Raw genomic sequence first — 17,854 nt, forward strand, 5'->3', positions numbered from 1 at the left:
GGGGATGGCCCGTGATTCGATGCCGATGACGGACACCGGGATTCCGGCGAGGTGGGCGTCGAACACCACGGAGGTGTCGGCGTCGGCCATGTCGGCCCAGCGCTCGAGTACCGAGTGGTCTTGGTCCACCACGGCGCGCATCACGGTGCGAATGTCGAACGGCTTCTTGCGGTCCGGGTTGGTGACCGAGGAGAATATGTCGCCGACGGTGGTGAAGTCGCTCGACGGGTGCACGTGTGGGTAGGTGCGCACGTCGCGCTCGGTCGGGTCCGCGGTGGCTGCGCGGCGCGGGAAGCGTTCTCCCGGTGCGGCATACGCGTGGTCGTAGTGCGCGAACAGGATGTCGCACGCGGCCCGCAGGTTCGGTGCCCAGTACTGCGCCTGGCCGTTGGGGCCCATGACGCGGTCGTAGCCGCCGATGCCGAAGTTGTCCTCGGCCGAGACGCCGCCGGAGTAGTCCAGGGACTGCTTTCCGGTGAGTACCATCGCGCTGTCGGGGGTCATGACCAGGATGCCCTTGGTGTGGGTGAGCATGGTGGCTTCGGCGTTCCAGTAGGGCTGTGCGCCGACGTTGATGCCTGCGACGACGATGTTGATCTCGCCGCCGGCCTGGGTGAAGGTGATGATGCGACGCAGGCCGCGTGATACCCAGTCCATGTTCTCGGTGCCCGATTCCATGGAAATCGTTGCGCCGGAGGACAATGCGAACCACTCGACGGGGGCACCGAGTTGTTCGGCGAGGTCGATGGCCGCGACGATCCGCGAGCACTCGGCCTCGGCGACGGTGCCGAGTGCCTTGGTCGGGTCGCCGAACAGTGCGACGCGGGTGATGCCCTCGGGGTACTTGGCGGTCGGTGTGGTGGCCACACCGACGATGACGCCTGCGGAGTTGCGGCCGTAGGGACGATCGACCGGTGCGAGGATGCCGTCGGCGTCGAAGTCGTACTCGGTGAACGTGCCGCCGTTGCTGCTCAGCAACGGAATGAGCTCGTACGGGTACACGGTGCCGCGGGCCTGGGAGCGTTGCACCTTCTGGGTGTACTCGTCGAGTGGACGCATCGGCTCGGTCGGCGGCGGGGTGATCTTGGCGACGATGCCTGCACCGGATCGGTACGACAGGCGCAGCGCGACCTCACGCGGTGTCGCGCCGGGTGTTTCGGCGAGGCGGGCGATGAGGGTGATCTCCTCGAGGCCTGCACCGATCGTCAGGGGCGCGATGTGCCGGGCGATGGTGGCGATGCGGTCGGCGGGAACGTTGAGTACCGGCCAGACGTAGAGCACGACGCGGTTGGCGTCGAGGCGCTTCTTGCCGCGTCCGGCCTGGGCGCGCCGGATGCCGTCGAGGCAGGCTGCGACGGTGCGTTCGATCTCGGGTACGGCGACGATGTTGCCGGCTTCGTCCAACTGTTTTGTGACACCGCGGATCTCGGCCAGGGCGACCAGTCGCTCGTCCGACGGGTTGGCCTTGGACGTCAGGTGGAAGAGGTATGTGCCTGCGCTGGCGGGCAAGCGAACTCCGTCGAAGTTCTTCAGTCGCCACAGGTCGAGTCGTTGGCCGGTCAGCGGGTGCATGTCCCGGATGGTCAGGTCTTCGACAAGATCCCCATCCCGATCCGGTCTCAGGGTGATCTGGCGCGGCGATCCGGAACCGAACACTGTGACGGTGATCCGACGCCATAGTCCCGCATACGCTTTTTGTCCTACGAGTTGTCGAATTTCCGCGCTGAGTCCGTCCTCGCTCAGCGGTGCATCGGGCCACGAAAGGTAGACATCGACGACCCGATGTTCCGGTGTGAGCTCTGCGACGGCCTTGATAGATGACAGAGCAGAAGGCAACGTGGATCGGTCGGTGCGTGTTGCAATGACATGAACCTCTATTGCATTGAGCACGAACGCCCCGGTGACGAACCTCCAATTGTCGTGATCGAAAGTGTCGACGTGTCGGAAGTGGTGAATCCCGTAGGTCTGACGGGTAACGGCTTCGAGCAGTGCATCGAGATCCACGTCGTCGTCGAGAAGATCGATGAGAGGTTCATCCACGTCGACGATTTGCTTCATGCGGGCGGAGTAGTCGGCGGCGTCGGGGTTCTCGGCGAGGTACTGCAGACTGCCGCGGACGCCGTCGTAGATCTTCTCGCGTGCACTGCGGATCTGCGGCTCGTCGAACAACCGGAAACGCAGATTGCGGGCGACGTCGCCGATGACGGGGTAGCGGGCCTGACTGGCACCGATGAGCCGCTCGAGTACCTCGGCCATGGCCGGGGTGGCCTCGGGCTGCGCCGAGCAGTCGGCGAGCCAGTGGCCGAGCAGAGCTGCAATGACCGGAACCTGGTTCTCCATGCGCTGCAGTGCCAGGAAGACGCGGTAGACGGCCTCTTCGAGTTCGGGTGTGCGGCCTTCGTCGATGGCGGCGTCGTAGTGTGCCAGGGCGCGAGTGAGCTTGCCCCGGAACGATTCCGGCAGCCCCTGCACGTCTGCGTCGAGCGACTGCATGAACGAGTGGAAGTGCTCGCGAGGGGAGTGGACGCGCTCGTCGTTGCTCTCTTCGTCCATCGTCGGTCGATTGCGCGAGAGCTCGCAGATATCGGCGAACGTGTTGAGCAGGTCCAGCTCGGCAGAGACGAGCTCCGAATCGTTCCGCGGCACATCGGCGCGCAGAGTCTCGTAGGTGGACAACAAGTTTCGCGCGCGGGCTCCGCTGACATCGAAACCGGTGATCAGGGCTGCGAGTTCGTCGAGGCGGTCCAGGGCGCGGCGCTGCGGCGAGCGCTGCGCGGCGTCGTCGATACCGCGGAACTGCACTCGCGGTGCCTGCTCGGAGACCTTCTGCTCACCGGCCTGATCGACGCGCAGCAGGGCCGCTCCGGCATCGACCTGTCCGTTGACCGAGGCCAGTACCTCCCGCACGGTGCCCGCGTACGGGGACCGGACCGCGGTTTCCATCTTCATCGACTCGAGGACGACGAGGGTCTGTCCTGCTTCGACCTCGTCTCCGACGGCGACCGGGACGGCGACGACGACGGCGGGAGCGGGCGCGCGGACCAGTCCGGCCTCGTCCTGGGAGATCTGGTGGCTGATGCCGTCGACCTCGACGAGGAAGTGGGCGGCTCCGGCGACGGTGACGACCTGGTAGCGGTGGTCGCCGATGACCAGACGGCTCTCGTAGGTGCCGAGGCGTTCGACGTCGACCTGCAACTCTCCGATGGCATCTCCGTCGATGCTGTAGCGGTGCGTGCCGGTCTGGCCCACTTCGATCTTGTATGCCTGGCCCTGGTAGTTCAGTTCGACGGTGCGGCCGATGGCGTGCGTGGCGCGCGGACGACCGCCGCGAGCGGAGTTGAGGAACGCGGTGCGCTCGCGTCCTTCCTCGGCGTCGTAGGCATCGATGGCCGCGGCGATGATGGCGATGTCGGCGACGGCCGTCGGGCCCACCTGGGAGCCGGCTTCGGTGCGGTCGAGCCAGCCGGTGTCGGCGGACGCGGAGATGACTTCCTCGCGGTCGAGCAGGCTCAGCAGGAAGGACTTGGTGGTGGTGCCGCCGTCGATGACGACGGTGGTCTCACGCAGCGCGTTGCGCAACCTCGCCAGCGCTTCGCTGCGGTCGCGGCCCCAGGCGATCACCTTGGCGACCATCGAGTCGTAGTCGGGAGGGATCACGTCGCCCTGAGCGATACCGGTGTCGACGCGGATTCCGGTGCCGAGCGGGAACTTGAGCAGCTCGACGGTGCCCGGTGCGGGTGCGAAGCCGTTGTCGGCGTCCTCGGCGTTGAGGCGGGCCTCGACGGCGTGACCGAACTCGGTGGGGCACGCGCCGGGCAGTGCTTGACCGTCGGCGACGAGGATCTGCAGCTTCACCAGGTCGATGCCGGTGGTGTACTCGGTGATGGGGTGCTCGACCTGGAGGCGGGTGTTGACCTCGAGGAACGTGAAGATCTTCTGCTCGGGCTGGTACAGGTACTCGACGGTGCCTGCGCCCCGGTAGCCGGCGGCCTTGACGAGTTCGGCGGAGGCGGTACGGAGCTGGTCGGCTTGCTCCTTGGTGAGCAGCGGTGAAGAGGATTCTTCGATGACCTTTTGGTTGCGGCGCTGGATGGAGCAGTCGCGCACGCCCGGGGCCCAGACGTTGCCGTGGCTGTCGGCGATCACCTGAACCTCGACGTGGCGGGCGTCGGTGACGAGCCGTTCGAGGAAGACGACGGGGTCGCCGAACGAGCGCTCGGCCTCACCCTGGGTGCGCTCGAGGGACAGTTCCAGTTCGTCTTCGCGCCAGACCTTGCGGATACCGCGGCCACCGCCGCCCGAGCGGGCCTTGATGATCAGCGGGTAGCCGATCGCTGCTGCATGACGGCGGGCGTCGGCGCGGGTCTCGACCGGTCCACCGGACCACGGTGCGACGGGGACGCCGACCTTTTCGGCGAGGATCTTGGCCTGGACTTTGTCGCCGAGCAGACGCATGGCGTCGGCGGACGGGCCGATGAAGGTGATGTTCAGTCGGGCGACGAGGTCCGCGAACGTCGGGTCTTCGGCGACGAAGCCCCACCCGACCCATACTGCGTCGGCACCGGACTCCACCAGCGCGGCCTCGAGGACGCTGTAGTCGAGGTACGCCGAGCCGCTGGCGGGCTTACGCAGCGTGACGGCCTCGTCGGCCTGGCGGACGAACATGGCCCGCTTCTCCGCCTCGGTGTGCAGCGCTACGGTGCGGATGCCGTAATCGTGTTCGGCGTTGAGCTCTCGGACGGCTCGGATCAGCCGTACTGCTGCCTCGCCTCGGTTGACTACTGCAATCCGCTTGAACAACGAATCTCTCCTGTCTGCTAAGTCCATCCACGATTTCGGAGGCACGGCGGGCGCGAAAGCTGTGCTCTCACAACGTCTGCACACTCGGCGGTCGATGTCTTACTCAGCGTCGGTGGATAGGCCCGTCCAGGTCGGACAGTGCGCGACCGGACGCGGCGTGACGTTCGGCGAGGACCTGCGCCACGATGGAAATAGCTGTCTCCTCGGGTGAGTGAGCTCCTAGATCCAGGCCGACGGGGGAGTGAAGCTGTTTGAGCTGCAGGTCGGTGATCCCGACTTGCCGCAGACGGGCAGTCCGATCCATGTGAGTGCGACGCGAACCGAGCGCGCCGATGAACCCGATCTCGTCGAGCCTGAGTAGGGCAGCCAACGCCGGAACGTCGAATTTCGAGTCGTGCGTCATGACGCATGTTGCGGTGCGGAAATCGATTCTGCCAGCCGCATGTTCACGCTCGATATAGCGATGGGGCCAGTCCACGACCACCTCGTCTGCCTCGGGAAACCTTGCAGGAGTGGCAAAGAGCGAACGTGCGTCGACGACAGTCACTCGGTAGCCGAGTTGGCTACCCGTCACGCTCATTGCACGCACGTAGTCGTTTGCCCCCACCAGCAGCATGCGCGGCGGCGGTGCGTACGTGTGAACGAAGGTCCGAGGAGCTGCTGCAGACGTCGCACCGAACATGCCCCCGTGCCCTGCGTCGAACCGCGGCGTGAGCTCGCTGTCGGCGCGATGGGCTCGATCCGTCATGTCGGCGTCCGTGACCAATTGCCGTTCGGGTGCCGCGGTCACTGTTGTCACGAGAGTGATGGACTGACCGGCGTTGCGGTAGTCGATCATTCGCGCGATCATTTCTCCGTGCTGATGATCGAGGCGCTCGATGAAAACCTCGACTTGGCCGCCGCACGTGAGCCCGATTTCGACGGAGTCTGCGTCAGCATAGGAAAAGCGTTCGGTCGCTGACATTCCCAGTTTGATCACGCTCAGCGCGGTGTCGATGACAACAGCTTCCACGCATCCTGCCGACAGTGATCCGATTGGCCGACCGTCTGCGGTGACCAGCATGGTCGCCCCTACCTCGCGAGGCCCGGCACCCGTGGTTGACACCACCCGGGCCATCGCGATCGGGCCTGTTTCGATCAATGCGGCAATGTCTTCGAGAAGTGTGAACACGGCCTGATCCCTGCTCTCTCTATCGGGGGCTTCGCGTGATGTGCGAGCTATCGGCGAACTGGCACCACTTCGCGATCGGGTGCTTGTTCTCGCTTCTTCGGCGTCTGCTGATGCGCGTAGAGCAAGCGAAGTATCCGCTCTGGTGTCATCGGGAGCGCGGGGACAGACGTCACCCCGAGTGCATTCCGGACGGCATTTGCCAGTGCGGCACCGACTCCGGCGTTACCCCCTTCGCCCACTCCTCGTACCCCGAGGGGGTTGCCTGGAGCTGGTGAATCCTCGAATACGTGCACTTCGATGTCCGGCACGCTGAGGGCTCTGGGCAGTTGGTAGTCCCCGAGCGAGGTGTCCAGAGGTATCCCGTCCGGGGAATAGCGCATCTCCTCGAACAATGCGCCGCCGATTCCTTGGACGGCACCGCCGCGTAGCTGCCCGACAACCGCTTCTGGGCTCACGACCCTGCCTGCCTCGAACGTCAATGCGTAGCGCAGCACGTCGACGACCCCGGTTGCCGGATCGACCTCTACCAGGGCGAAGTGTGCGCCGTAGGGGTAGGTCATCGTCGCTGCGGAGTAAGTCGAGCGGCCGATCAACCCGGGTTCGATGCCGGTGGCCACGAATGCAGGAGTAGTGCTTGCCATTGACACTGATCCCAGGTCGACGCGTTGTCGGGGGTTGCTGACGGATACGACGTATCCATCAGCGACGACGAGGTCGGAGGTGTGCAGTTTCAGGATCGTCGCGCCCACCGCAATTGCCCGCTCGATCACCTGGTCGCAGGCGTAGGCGACTGCCGAACCACCGACTACGGTGGAGCGGCTGGCGAAAGTGCCCGCGCCGTCGTGGAGGATGTCGGTGTCCGACAGCACTACCGATACCTGGGAGATGTCCGCGCCGAGTCGGTCGGCGGCGATCTGAGCCATAGCAGTTTCGATTCCTTGGCCTACCGAGGTGCCGCCCATCGCGACCCGGATGGCACCGGTGGTGTCGATTTCGACCACGGCACTGTCATGGCCCAGACCTGCCTTCTCGAGAATCATGGCCATGCCTGCGCCGACGAGCCGCCCGTCACGTCGGCCGGTCTCGGCATCGAGTTGCCACCGGCGATAGTTGGTCCGCTGCACCGCCGCATCGAGGTGCGCAGCATGGTCCGTGCCATCGAGAAGCATGGGTGCGCCGAATATTCGCATGGGGCGTTCCATGGGGAGCTCGGTATGGTCGAGCAAGTTCATCGATCTCAGATCGACCGGGTCGATTCGGAGATGGGCCGCGGCCAGGTCGAGTGCGTGTTCGCGTGCGTAGTTGTTCTGGAATCGGCCGGGAGCGCGGTAGGTCCCGACAGGGGTCTTGTTCGTGAGCACGACGTGAACGGTGCTGCGGAAAGCAGGTACCCGGTATGGGCCGGCGAACATGCCCGATGTCAGAGCAGCCACGACCGCTCCGTGTGTTCGGATCCACGCTCCGGAGTCCAGCCATGCCGTGTCGCGGATGGCGAGGATGTGGCCGGAGTCGTCGAATGCAAGATCGACATCGTGTTCTTGCTCCCGGGCGTGGTTGGCGGCGATGAGGTGCTCGCGGCGATCTTCGACCCACCGGACGTTGGCTCTGAGTGTTTTTGCTGCCCAGGCCACGAGTAGGTCTTCTGGGTAGAGCTCGCCTCTGATTCCGAAACTTCCCCCGACATCGCTTTCGGTCATGTGGATCGAGTGTTCGGTCAGGCCGAGGAACCGAGCGATGATGCGGCGGTTCCAGTACGGCACTTTGCTGGCACCCCAGATGGTCAGTTTTCGTGACCGCGTGTTCCATGATGCGGTCAGTCCACGGCATTCCAGGGGGATGCCAGATTGCCGGCCGCACGTGACGGTGGTGGAGATGACGTGCGCAGCGTCGCTGAATGCGCCTTCGACGTCCCCGTATTCGGATTCGATGGTGCCTACTCTCGCCGCGGCGTTGTTGAGCGACGGGACATGTTCCCCGTCGGCGCTACGGGCGTCGAGTAGGACCGGGATGGCTTCGTATTCGACGAGAATTTCGGCTGCGGCGTCTTCGGCGACATATTGGCTATTTGCGATGACGGCGACGACCGGTTCGCCGACGTACCGGACGAATTCTCGCGCTAGTGGGTATTGGAGATAGGGCGTGAAGTCGATGCCGGGGGTCGGTTGCCGGGCCGGGATGGCCAGTTCGGAGTTCAGGTCGCTCCATACGAGTACCGCTGCGACTCCAGGCATAGACCGCGCCGCTGAGCAGTCGATACGGGTGATGCGCCCGTGAGGAATGGGTGAGCGGACGATGCGCATCCACAACAGATCGCGCAGCTGAACGTCAGTGTGAAATCGCCCTTCGCCTCGTAGGAGGCGGTGGTTCTCCAGGCGCGGGACTGCGTCGCCGATTCTGGTCATGCGGACTCGTCGATGTGCGGAGTTCGTTGGTTGTCGATGTAGTCGCAGAGTGCTGCCACGATCGGCTCGTAACCCGTGCACCTGCAGAGGTTTCCGTTGATAGCGCGGCGGACTACCGCGCCGGAAATCGGATCTGTTTCGTCACGATGGCGCGCAGCGAGCCAGGCGCCCACCATGAGCATTCCTGGAGTGCAGTAGCCGCATTGCAGAGCGCCTGCGCGTGAGAATGCTTGCTGAAGGTCGGTCAGTACCTGTTCGTCCGGTGAGTTCAGACCCTCGGTGGTGGTGATGTCGACTTCGGACATCTCGGCGGCGAGCGCTGTGCAACTGCGGATGGGCTCCCCGTCTGCAAGAACGGTGCAGCTTCCGCACATCCCCTCGCTGCATCCCTCGGGGATAGCGCGAGCACCGACCTCTGCGAGTGCGTCGATGAGCAGTGTTCGATCCTCGGCTTCGATTTGGTGGGGTGTGTCGTTGACGCTCAGATCTATCAGCATGTTGTCGATCGCCTTTCGTACAGGTCGTGCAAGTGGCGAGGAGCTAATGGCGGCCGGCGTGCGCCAATCGTGTGATCAGCCGTTCGGCTATCGCGTCGTGTGACCACGCGGAGGCCACATGTCGTGGCACGTACGGATCCCCGGGGTGACGGGATGCGTAAGTCGGGAGTCGACCGCGTATTCCGACGACGGTGTGTAAGAGGTTTGTCTCGAAACCCGATACGACGCCCACTACGACGTCCGCTGGAACGTTGGACTGCCGGGCGTATTCGTCGAGGGCGGCCGCGCCATCAGGTGGCGTATGGCGCACGGTCGTGAGGACTTCCGCGTCACCGACGTTCCTCGTCGTGAAAAACTCGTTCAAATCGCGCGTTCGAATGTTTCCGTCGGCGTCGACTGTCTCGCACGAGGTGGTTCCGAGGAGCAGAGCGACGAGAAGCTCGGATGTGGACGAAGCAAGTGCGACTGTTCCGCCGACGGTGGCGCGGTGACGAATCGCGGGGCTGGCGGTCATCGCCAATGCCGACTGTAGGTATCGAGCGTGTGGCCTCTGCGCGACTACGGCCTCGAGGGTGGACAGCGTGCAGAGTGCACCGATGGTCAGCCCTGCGTCTTCCCAATGCGCCGTGTCCATACCCCGAGCGGTTTTGAGATCCACGATGAGCGGTGACGTCACGGCCCGGCGGGTCAATTCCGGAATGAGAGTCTGTCCTCCCGACAGAATTCGGGCTCCGGGGTTGTGGCCGAGCATCTGAGCGGCCTCTAGTGCGCTGCGCGCTCTGACATATTGGAAGGGCGCAGGTCTCATGGTGTGTCGACTGCCGGTACGACCAGTGTCGTGTGTCCCAGTTGGCGCATCAAGTCAGCAAGGTCAAAGTGGGCCGAGCGGCGGACGACTTTGTCGCCGCGAAAATAGTCGATGCCGATGGCGGTGAAGTCTGCTCGTTTGCCGCTCGGGGGTAGTCCCCGAAAGGGCCCGAGTTGGGTTCCCAGGCAACGCAACCGAGTGACGACAACATCGCCTTCTGCGATCTGCTCTTCGATTCGATCGTCCATGTCCGGAAACGCGGTCCGGAAAGCGTTGACCCACTGACGCACACCGTCAGGACCGTGCAGATCGAATTGTGGCCAGTAGAAGTCGGGGGCGAAGATGTCGTCGGCCACCGATAGGTCGTTGTGGGTGATCATGTCCCGGAAGAGCCGGGCGATACTTGCTTTACGTGCGTCGTTGAGGGTCTCGATGTTCGAGGTGGTCATGGAATGCTCCTTCGTTGTCGATGGCTGCTGCGGGGACGGCGGAAGATCTGTTACGCCGACTGCGAGACGACGTGTGAGATGTCGTGCGTGAATTCGGCGCGGATCGCGGTATTGCCTATGACGGAGGTGAATTCGACGAACCTCCACTCGCCGCCGTCCATCGGTACCTTGTCGACCGTCTCGAATCGAACGGCAGCAGGAAACCTCAGACCGGCATCGCCGGGTGCCGTGTGGGCCGATGTGTCGTCGGCGTTGTCGCACGGTGTGATCACCGTCCGCATCATCCACAAGGTATTACTGTCGCTGCGCGAGAGCCCGTCGAGTGCGTAGAACAGCACTTGTGCGAGTTGCAGGGTACAGACGAATGCTTCGACGAAGGGGAGCCTGCAGCCGAGGCTGTGTTCGAGACCGTCCACTTCGGGCCAGTCGCCGGACAATTCGATTGTCCCGGTGGCCTCGAGCGCGTCGATGTCTGCGGTGACGTCGCTGATGGTGTGCGATACGCGTCGAAAGCCTTCGTTCCAGTACGACGAGTCGGTCTGCGGGTCGACAGTAAGGGGTTGTCCCAAGTCGTGGCGAATCTGATCGATACGGAGTCCGGAGACGACGAGTGTGACTCGCAGTGACCCCACTTCGCACCGGAATCGACTGTGCCCCTGGACGGTCTGCAGCTGCAGTGTTCCCGATACAGCGATGTTGTCCAGTGTTTCCTGTGGCTTGTCGCCTCCTACCACCGCAACGCGTACGACGCTCAGCTCGGACAGTGGTTGCGGTGACACCTGGGAGAGCAACGTCGCGCAGGAGCGCATCGCGACGACCATCGCGTCGACAGTGCTGACGTGTGGTGGTTGTACACCGCTTTTCTTGACGGACCAGTTGGGAGGCAGTCCAACGTCGATTGTTGCCGCGATTCGCGATGTGAGCGTGTCGATGTCGTGGCTGGTGGTGATCGTGTGAGTGGTGTACGTCGCTCGCTTGTAGCCGTTGGAGAAGAACCGTCCTGATGGATCTCCGAGGTGGTCGGAAATGTCGGACAGTACGAGCTTGTTGGTCGGTTGGGTGATCGAGGTAGTGCTCATACCGCCGCCTTCTGAACGTTGACGTACGCGGCAGCCAGGTCGGAGACCGATCTGATGTCGGGGATTCGTGCGCTGCCGTCATGGAATGGGTCGGACCCGAATTTTGCTTCGAGCTTGATGAGAAGCCGAGCTATGGCGAGCGAGTTGAGTCCCGTTTCGGGAAGCGACATTTCGGGGTTGATGTCGGTGTCGAGTTCGTCGGTGTCGATCATCGTCTCGATGATCTTGATGACTTCGACTTCTGCAGCATGTTGGGTCAGCATGTGATTCCTCCGTCGATTACGAGGGTTTGTCCTGTGATGAACGTCCCGGGTTCGCTGGTGAGATAGTTGATTGCGCCGACCACATCGTCGGTTGTGCCGAGGCGCCCGAGTGGCGTGCGGTTTCGGATTTGCGTGCGGTGATCGTCGGTGACCACCGCTGTGAGATCGCTGTCGAAATAGCCGGGTACGACGCTGTTGATTCGTATTCCGAACGGACCGAGTTCTCTGGCCAGTGGCCGGACGAGTCCGTCGATTCCGGCCTTGGCCGAGGCGTAGGAGGCTACCCCGCGGTATCCGCGGATCGTGTTGATCGAGGAGACATTGACGATCTGGCCGGCGATACCGTTGCCGACCATGGACCGGGCAGCGGCCTGGATGAACACCATGGGGGCGATGTAATTGGTCGCCACCACTGTCTCCAGTGACTCTTGAGGCTCTGAGATGAACAGACCTTGTGCAATCGATCCGATGTTGTTGATCAACAGGTGGGGTTGGGCGGCGGTGATGATGTTGGCCATCTCGGCCCGAGAGGTGGGTGATGCGGCGTCGACGGAGTGCCATTCGATATCGAACCGAGCTCGTAGCTCGTCCAACGCGCTGGTGGGTTTGCGGCTGCACGTCACGACTCGGAATCCACGCTCGGCGAAGTGTTCGACGATCTTCAGCCCGAGGCCGCGAGATCCGCCGGTGACTATCGCGGTGCCTTGTTCGCTCACAACGACCTCAGCTTCTTGAACCGTTCCGATACGTAGCGTCCGTCGATGAACTCGATCAGCATGGGGACTTTGTACGGTTCGAGTGTCGAGTTGCAGTGATGCAGGATGCGTTGTTCGAGCTCGGGGCCGCCGGTTCCGGCCTCGGCTTGTACGGACGCGACGACGACGTGGCCCATGATGGGGCTCGGTCGTCCGCACACGATGACTTCCCGGACATCGTCTACTTCCAGGATCGCGGATTCGACCTCTGCGGGATACACCTTTTCGCCACCGACATTGATGATGTCGCTGTCTCTGCCGAGGATTCGTACATAGTCGCCGTCGACCTCGACTTTGTCCTGGGTGTTGAAATAACCGTGCTCGTCGAAGGGGTTGGGGGCGTTGAGGTATCCGAGCATCGCGGTGTCTGCGCGGACCCAAAGCACATCGTCGCGGATGTCGTACTCGAACCCGTCGGTTCCCAGCTTCATCCACAGCGACCCGTCGTCCTTGGATCGTGTGGGGATGATGCCCAGTTCGGAGAGTCCGTAGGTCTGCTTCAGCGTGACGTCAGGCAGTAGTTCTGTTACGCGTGAGAGTGTGCTGACCGGCATCGGTTCGGTGCCGTATGTGATGAGCTTGAGTGAGGAAAGGTCATACCGTTCTACCGCCCCGGCTACTACGGACATCGTGAGGAAGGTCGGGGTTACCGGCAACGTGTCGACCCCTCGGCTTTGCACAGTGGAGAAGACGTCGTCCGGTGTTCGTTCTCCGCTGATCGTGACTACCGATCCGCCCAGCGACAAGGTGTGAAGAATCGTGTTGACTCCGCCGATATGATCGAGTTGCATGAAGGCCAAGGTTCGGCGTGCTCGTCTGCGATCACCGTATCGTGCAACGAGTTTCGACAGATCAAGAACGGATCCTTTGCTCCGTCCGGTCGTACCCGAGCTGAAGAGAACCAACCCCGCGTGGTGGGCGGTGCGCAGTTGCTCGTAGAAGCGGTGTGGCGAATCCGTGGACGCCGACAGATGTGTAATGTCGGACGTTCCGAGGTCGTGCAGGGTGCTCAGTTGCGCGACTTCAGTGAAGCTCTGCAGCTTCTCGGCAGGGGTATCGGGGCTGAACGGAACGATCACCGCGCCGAGATCGTAGAGACTGATGAACGCGCCACACAGGTCGGCCGAGTAGTGTCCTCGCAGTCCAACGACACTGGTATCGGTTACACCCTCTCTTCGATAGAACTCGCTCCAGCGATCCACTGTGTCGGCAAGATCGTTGTAGGTGAACACTGTGTCATCGATGACAAGTGCGTCTGCATTGCCATTGCTGCGCAACATCTTTGCAAAGTTCACTTGTGATCCTCAAGGATTGGTGAACGGAATGAGGCACCGGTTCGTCGAGCCGGGTAGATGTTCACGTGTGTGAACACCGTTGAACGATAACGGGATTGATCCCGTCACGCGCAATAGTTAGTGACGAACGCCACAATTGTTTACCGGCGGGTGGCGGATTCGTACGGGAGCGTGCAAGCTGAGACTGTTCACAGGCGTGAACAGTCTCAGGTTGCTGATACTCGCGACCTATCCGAATTCGAGGAAAGGTGTTGTCGTGCAGAATATTCGATTGTCGATCTCGGGCACGTACTCCGCAGGTAAAACGTCGACGGCGCTGGCGCTGTCTCATTTGACCGGAATTCCCAAGACACTGGCACTGACGATTCGTGAGATCATGCCGGCCGCGGTGCCCGGTAAAGCCCTGTCGGAGGTGACCCCCGCCGAGTACTTGCAGCTGGCGATGCGGCGCCACACCGGCCGGGCCGCCGCCGAGGCTGCACTCTCGGCGACCAGCGGTGGCTTCATATCGGACGGATCGTCTCTGCAGGAGTGGATCTACGGCGCAGCCCGAGTCCACTATGGGATGGATCCCAGTGCCACAACGGGACTCGACCCGGTCGAGGAGTCGGACCTATCAGACGAAATGCGATTCTTCGGTGCTGTGGTCGAACAGTTCGGAGTGGCTATGCGCCAGCATGTCGCTGTCTCCTTCGATGCCTTCGTGCACCTGGAGAACGAACGCGCAATCGCCGCCGATGGTCATCGGCCGATGAATGAAGGGTTTCGTCGATTCTGCGACGACATGTTGATTGCAACGGTGCAGGATCTGGGGATTGTGACCCACCGAGTTTCAGGAACCATGCAATCGCGTCTCGAGCAGATCGTGTCCTTGTTCGGGTTGCCCACCGTGATGAGTGTGGACGAGGCTATAGCGGCCGCTGGCATCGACTACTCGGCTATCGACAAGCGATTGGAGACCGAGCGGTCGCGCGCGACGGCACCCGTGTTGACCCGGTAGGTGCCCATTCGGCAAGCCTTGCTCGGGGTCTACCCGAACATGTTGGCAAGTTTGATCTCGGCAGCGATCGATTCGGCGCTCGGTGCTACCGGCATCCAGGCGCACTCTCGCTCGAGCAAAGCAGCGCGGGGTTCATGTGCGAGCATGCGGACTAGATCCACAGCGCGTTCGGTGAGGTCGCTGCGATCGGAACGGACCCAGGACACCCACTGCGTTCCGAAGATCGCTGAGGTGATGATGAAAGCAGAGCGTTCGGCGTCGCTACCTGTCGACCCCACAGCTATGAAACGTTCACCGAGGAAGGTGATCAACTTGGTGAATGGTTGTGGGGCGGAGGCGATGCGTTGCCTGTGATGTGCGTGCAGCGAGACCGCGGCTTTGAAGGTAAAGTCGAATTGAAAGCATCGCAGGAGCCGAATGATGAATGCGTGCAGTTGGTCGTGTGGGTCGTCGTAGTCCGATTGGACTTTGGCGTACAGCACGCGCAAGCGGTGGTCGTAGATGTACGATACAGCGCCCGCTACCTCTTCTTTGGTCGCGAAGTGGAAATAGACTGCGCCTTTGGTCATTCCCGATCGCCGAGCTATGTCGTTGAGGGTCACGTCGGAATAGTCTCTGTCCGAGAATTCTTTAGCGGCACCAACTAGCAATCCTGAACGTGTCAGTTCGGATTTGGTGGGCTTGTCTGCCCGGTGCGCGGACTTGTCGTTTCGTGTAACCACTGTCAAAGCTTACGGCGGTCAGTTGGGTGGGCGAGATCTTGATGGGTCGGTCTGTAAGCACTCACTGCATACACCTCGGCAATTGATGTCAACACTCCGGGAAACCGCGACTCGAGGTCTTCCAGCCGCAGGGTCGTCCACTTTCTCCGGCCCTCCTCTCGTTGGTGGATCACGCCAGATTCGCGCAGGACTCGAAAATGGTGGGTCAAGGTCGACGGAGCAACATCCACGTCGAAGGTGCCACACGGACGCTCGACATCCTCCAGGAGGGTGAGAACGATTCGCATCCTTGTGTCATCGGCCAGGGCATGCAGCACCTCGAGTAGGTCCAATTCGTCCGCGGGTGGATGGTGCATCGATGTGCGTTGCCGGGTCCGCATGGCTTGGTTGCCTTCCATTCGAATTCGAGTTCAATGACTGTTCGACATTCATAGTACTTGGCTGTACGCTACCAAACAGTTCGATATACGACGAACATAGAAGGAGTCATCGTGGTCACGTCTCACAGTAAATCTCCGTCCGATCCCCCTCCACCTCTGGCAGTCCCAGAATCTGCCGCTACTGCGCCTCCCAGTGCTGCGGCCGCAACCGGCAGTCATCCTCTCCGATGGGTGATGCTTCCCGTGGTGCTGGTTGCGATGTTCATGGCGCAGTTCGACTTGTACGTCGTCAATGTTGCGCTACCGGTTCTACAACGAGACTTGAGCGCGTCCGAGGCCAGCCTGGAATTGATCGTGGGGGGCTACGCATTCACTTACGCCGCGGGGCTAATCACAGGCGGCCGAATCGGTGATCATTTCGGTCACCGTCCCGTGTTCTTGACCGGCATGTTGCTGTTCGGAATAGCCTCGCTATTATGCGGCCTGGCGCAGTCCTCGACGCAACTGGTCGTATTCCGCCTTATCCAGGGCGTCACAGCTGCAGTGCTGGTACCGCAGGTCTTGGCGCTGATCACGCGTACGTTCCCGCCGGCCGAACGTGGTAAAGCACTTTCGTGGTTCGGGGTCACGATGGGAGTGGGAGCTGTAGCCGGCCAAGTCCTGGGTGGTGTACTGCTGAACTTCGACATCCTCGGCTTGGATTGGCGTGTCATATTTCTGGTCAATGTTCCGATCGCCTTGGCGACCGTGGCATTCGGCCTGCGTACCTTGCCGCGGCACGAACGTACGACTGCAGCGTCGTTCGACGTGCTTGGCGCAGTCGGCATAACTGCTGCACTCTCGCTGATCCTGATTCCGCTTGTTCTCGGCCGGAGTGAGGGCTGGGCTCCGTGGACGTGGATATGTCTTGTTCTTTCTGTGCCGGTGCTTCTGTTGACTCTGAACAAGGAGCGGAACATGGAGCGCCGTGGGGGTCGGCCGATCATCCCGTTGTCGCTCTTCACGGAGAAGGCTTTCAACCTGGGCCTCGGCACGTCGATCGCTCTGTTTGCAGCGTTCTTCAGTGTGGTGTTCACCCTGACGCTGGTTATGCAGAACGGGCTCGGGCTTTCTCCGTTGATGGCCGGGTTGACGTTTGCGCCCCTCGGAGTGGCGTTCGCCGTCGCCTCGATTGTGGCGAAGAAGCAGATCGTCAAGCGGGGGCCTTCGGTGATCGCGTTCGGCACGGGAGTCGTGATCCTCGGACTCGCCATCCTCATTGCATTGCTCTATGTCGCAGGCGATGAGCTTTCCGCGCCGATGCTAGTCATTCCGATGATCCTGATCGGGTTCGGCAACGGAACTGCAGTACCCGCGCTGATTGGCGCTGTGCTCGCCAAAATCAGCGCGCAACACGCCGGTGCCGCAGCCGGAGTGCTCACGACGGCGCAACAGTTCTCCAGCGCCATCGGCATAGCGGCAATCGGAACGGTGTTCTTTTCGGTGCTCGGATCTGCAAACAATGCAAGCGTGGGCAGCTATGCGACGGCACTCGCGGCGGCCGCGATTTGCAGCGTGGTCCTTGCTGTACTCGGTTTCATCCTGACCTCACAGCTCGTGAGGACCACTCGTTCAGAGACTTAGTCCCCGACTCGAACGGTCAACGGTCTGCAGCGCTCAAGCGTCGCAGACCGTTGACCGTTTTGTGTATTTTGTTGCCTTTATTGTCTTTTTCGTGTGTCGCAATACACAAAAACCCACATACCGGCTGGCAGGTTTCAGGGTACAGTTATTACATGGCCATAGCGGGCTCGGGACGCACCTCATCGAGGTCGACCAGAAAGCTGGGGGGTACGCCAAAGTAATTCGCCAACGCAACAACTAGCTGGACCCGTGGATTGTCGGATACGCCATTGCGGAGCTCCGACAAGTACCCAAGGCTGAGCGTCGCCGAAGATTGAGCGTTGAAACTCTCGAGGAATCGTCTTGCGCTCAGAGGCTTCCCATTGGCGTCCGTATGGGTATCGAAGAGTTCGTTCAACCGCTCAGCCAGTGTCGCCTGCATCGTCACACCTTTCGAGAAACCGGGCAGAGGCGCGAGTAAGTGCGCCCAGGCCATCACGACGCGCGAACGCAGTCGCTACTGCACATGTCAACAACTTTATTTGTCTCAGGGAGTTGAGTCAACGCAGTGGGGGTATGAAGTGCACGACCTCAGATCGGATAGACATATATGCCGCCTCCTCAGGCGAGC

At 62.0% G+C, this 17,854-nt stretch carries 15 protein-coding genes; 2 read left to right on the top strand and 13 right to left on the bottom strand.

Translation table 11 applies throughout. The features are described 5' to 3' along the window. The 10 genes from CH275_RS26960 to CH275_RS27005 form a co-directional block, all read right to left on the bottom strand. Window positions 1-4,800: ATP-binding protein (locus CH275_RS26960; RefSeq protein ID WP_094681229.1), on the bottom strand; the 4,800-nt coding region annotated here is incomplete at its 3' end. Between the two features lie 103 nt (window positions 4,801-4,903). Further along, entirely contained in the window at window positions 4,904-5,971 is a 1,068-nt protein-coding gene (locus CH275_RS26965; protein WP_179276380.1) for an XdhC family protein, read from the bottom strand. A 47-nt stretch (window positions 5,972-6,018) separates the two neighbouring features. Further along, entirely contained in the window at window positions 6,019-8,373 is a 2,355-nt protein-coding gene (locus tag CH275_RS26970; protein WP_094681230.1) for a xanthine dehydrogenase family protein molybdopterin-binding subunit, read from the bottom strand. After that, the gene (locus CH275_RS26975) at window positions 8,370-8,870 is read right to left on the bottom strand and encodes a (2Fe-2S)-binding protein (RefSeq protein WP_094681231.1); all 501 of its coding nucleotides are present in this window, start codon (window positions 8,868-8,870) and stop codon (window positions 8,370-8,372) included. Before CH275_RS26975 ends, CH275_RS26970 begins: the two co-directional genes overlap by 4 nt. A 43-nt stretch (window positions 8,871-8,913) precedes the next feature. Beyond that, window positions 8,914-9,678 (bottom strand): FAD binding domain-containing protein, encoded by a 765-nt coding sequence (locus tag CH275_RS26980; protein ID WP_094681232.1) that lies wholly within the window; start codon window positions 9,676-9,678, stop codon window positions 8,914-8,916. Beyond that, window positions 9,675-10,127: an ester cyclase gene (locus CH275_RS26985; RefSeq protein ID WP_094681233.1), complete on the bottom strand. Its 453-nt coding sequence runs from the start codon at window positions 10,125-10,127 to the stop codon at window positions 9,675-9,677. The genes CH275_RS26980 and CH275_RS26985 overlap by 4 nt, the downstream gene beginning before the upstream one ends. A 50-nt stretch (window positions 10,128-10,177) precedes the next feature. Further along, window positions 10,178-11,206, bottom strand: coding sequence for an AvrD family protein (locus tag CH275_RS26990; RefSeq protein WP_094681234.1), 1,029 nt, complete (start codon window positions 11,204-11,206; stop codon window positions 10,178-10,180). Continuing rightward, window positions 11,203-11,469 (bottom strand): phosphopantetheine-binding protein, encoded by a 267-nt coding sequence (locus CH275_RS26995; protein WP_094681235.1) that lies wholly within the window; start codon window positions 11,467-11,469, stop codon window positions 11,203-11,205. The genes CH275_RS26990 and CH275_RS26995 overlap by 4 nt, the downstream gene beginning before the upstream one ends. Beyond that, window positions 11,463-12,185: an SDR family NAD(P)-dependent oxidoreductase gene (locus tag CH275_RS27000; protein ID WP_218828829.1), complete on the bottom strand. Its 723-nt coding sequence runs from the start codon at window positions 12,183-12,185 to the stop codon at window positions 11,463-11,465. Before CH275_RS27000 ends, CH275_RS26995 begins: the two co-directional genes overlap by 7 nt. Continuing rightward, on the bottom strand, window positions 12,182-13,519 hold the full coding sequence (locus tag CH275_RS27005) for a class I adenylate-forming enzyme family protein (protein WP_218828830.1): 1,338 nt from the start codon (window positions 13,517-13,519) through the stop codon (window positions 12,182-12,184). The genes CH275_RS27000 and CH275_RS27005 overlap by 4 nt, the downstream gene beginning before the upstream one ends. A 256-nt stretch (window positions 13,520-13,775) precedes the next feature. Between CH275_RS27005 and CH275_RS27010 the strand changes: the two genes are divergently transcribed. Then, complete coding sequence (locus tag CH275_RS27010; RefSeq protein WP_256991239.1) at window positions 13,776-14,519, top strand: ATP-binding protein; 744 nt, start codon at window positions 13,776-13,778, stop codon at window positions 14,517-14,519. A gap of 29 nt (window positions 14,520-14,548) precedes the next feature. Here the strand turns inward: CH275_RS27010 and CH275_RS27015 are convergent, their stop codons facing one another. Then, window positions 14,549-15,241, bottom strand: coding sequence for a TetR/AcrR family transcriptional regulator (locus CH275_RS27015; protein ID WP_179276381.1), 693 nt, complete (start codon window positions 15,239-15,241; stop codon window positions 14,549-14,551). Between the two features lie 2 nt (window positions 15,242-15,243). Continuing rightward, window positions 15,244-15,639 carry an ArsR/SmtB family transcription factor gene (locus CH275_RS27020; RefSeq protein WP_306436969.1) on the bottom strand — a complete coding sequence of 132 codons (396 nt, stop codon included), beginning with the start codon at window positions 15,637-15,639 and terminating at the stop codon, window positions 15,244-15,246. 216 nt (window positions 15,640-15,855) lie between these two features. Between CH275_RS27020 and CH275_RS27025 the strand changes: the two genes are divergently transcribed. Beyond that, window positions 15,856-17,244, top strand: a complete 1,389-nt coding sequence (locus tag CH275_RS27025) for an MFS transporter (protein WP_094681237.1) — start codon at window positions 15,856-15,858, stop codon at window positions 17,242-17,244. 148 nt (window positions 17,245-17,392) lie between these two features. Here CH275_RS27025 and CH275_RS27030 read toward each other — a convergent pair whose 3' ends face one another. Then, window positions 17,393-17,665 carry a hypothetical protein gene (locus tag CH275_RS27030; RefSeq protein WP_094681238.1) on the bottom strand — a complete coding sequence of 91 codons (273 nt, stop codon included), beginning with the start codon at window positions 17,663-17,665 and terminating at the stop codon, window positions 17,393-17,395. Window positions 17,666-17,854 lie beyond the last annotated feature (189 nt).

The organism is Rhodococcus sp. 06-235-1A (assembly GCF_002258785.1).
GTDB lineage: Bacteria > Actinomycetota > Actinomycetes > Mycobacteriales > Mycobacteriaceae > Rhodococcoides.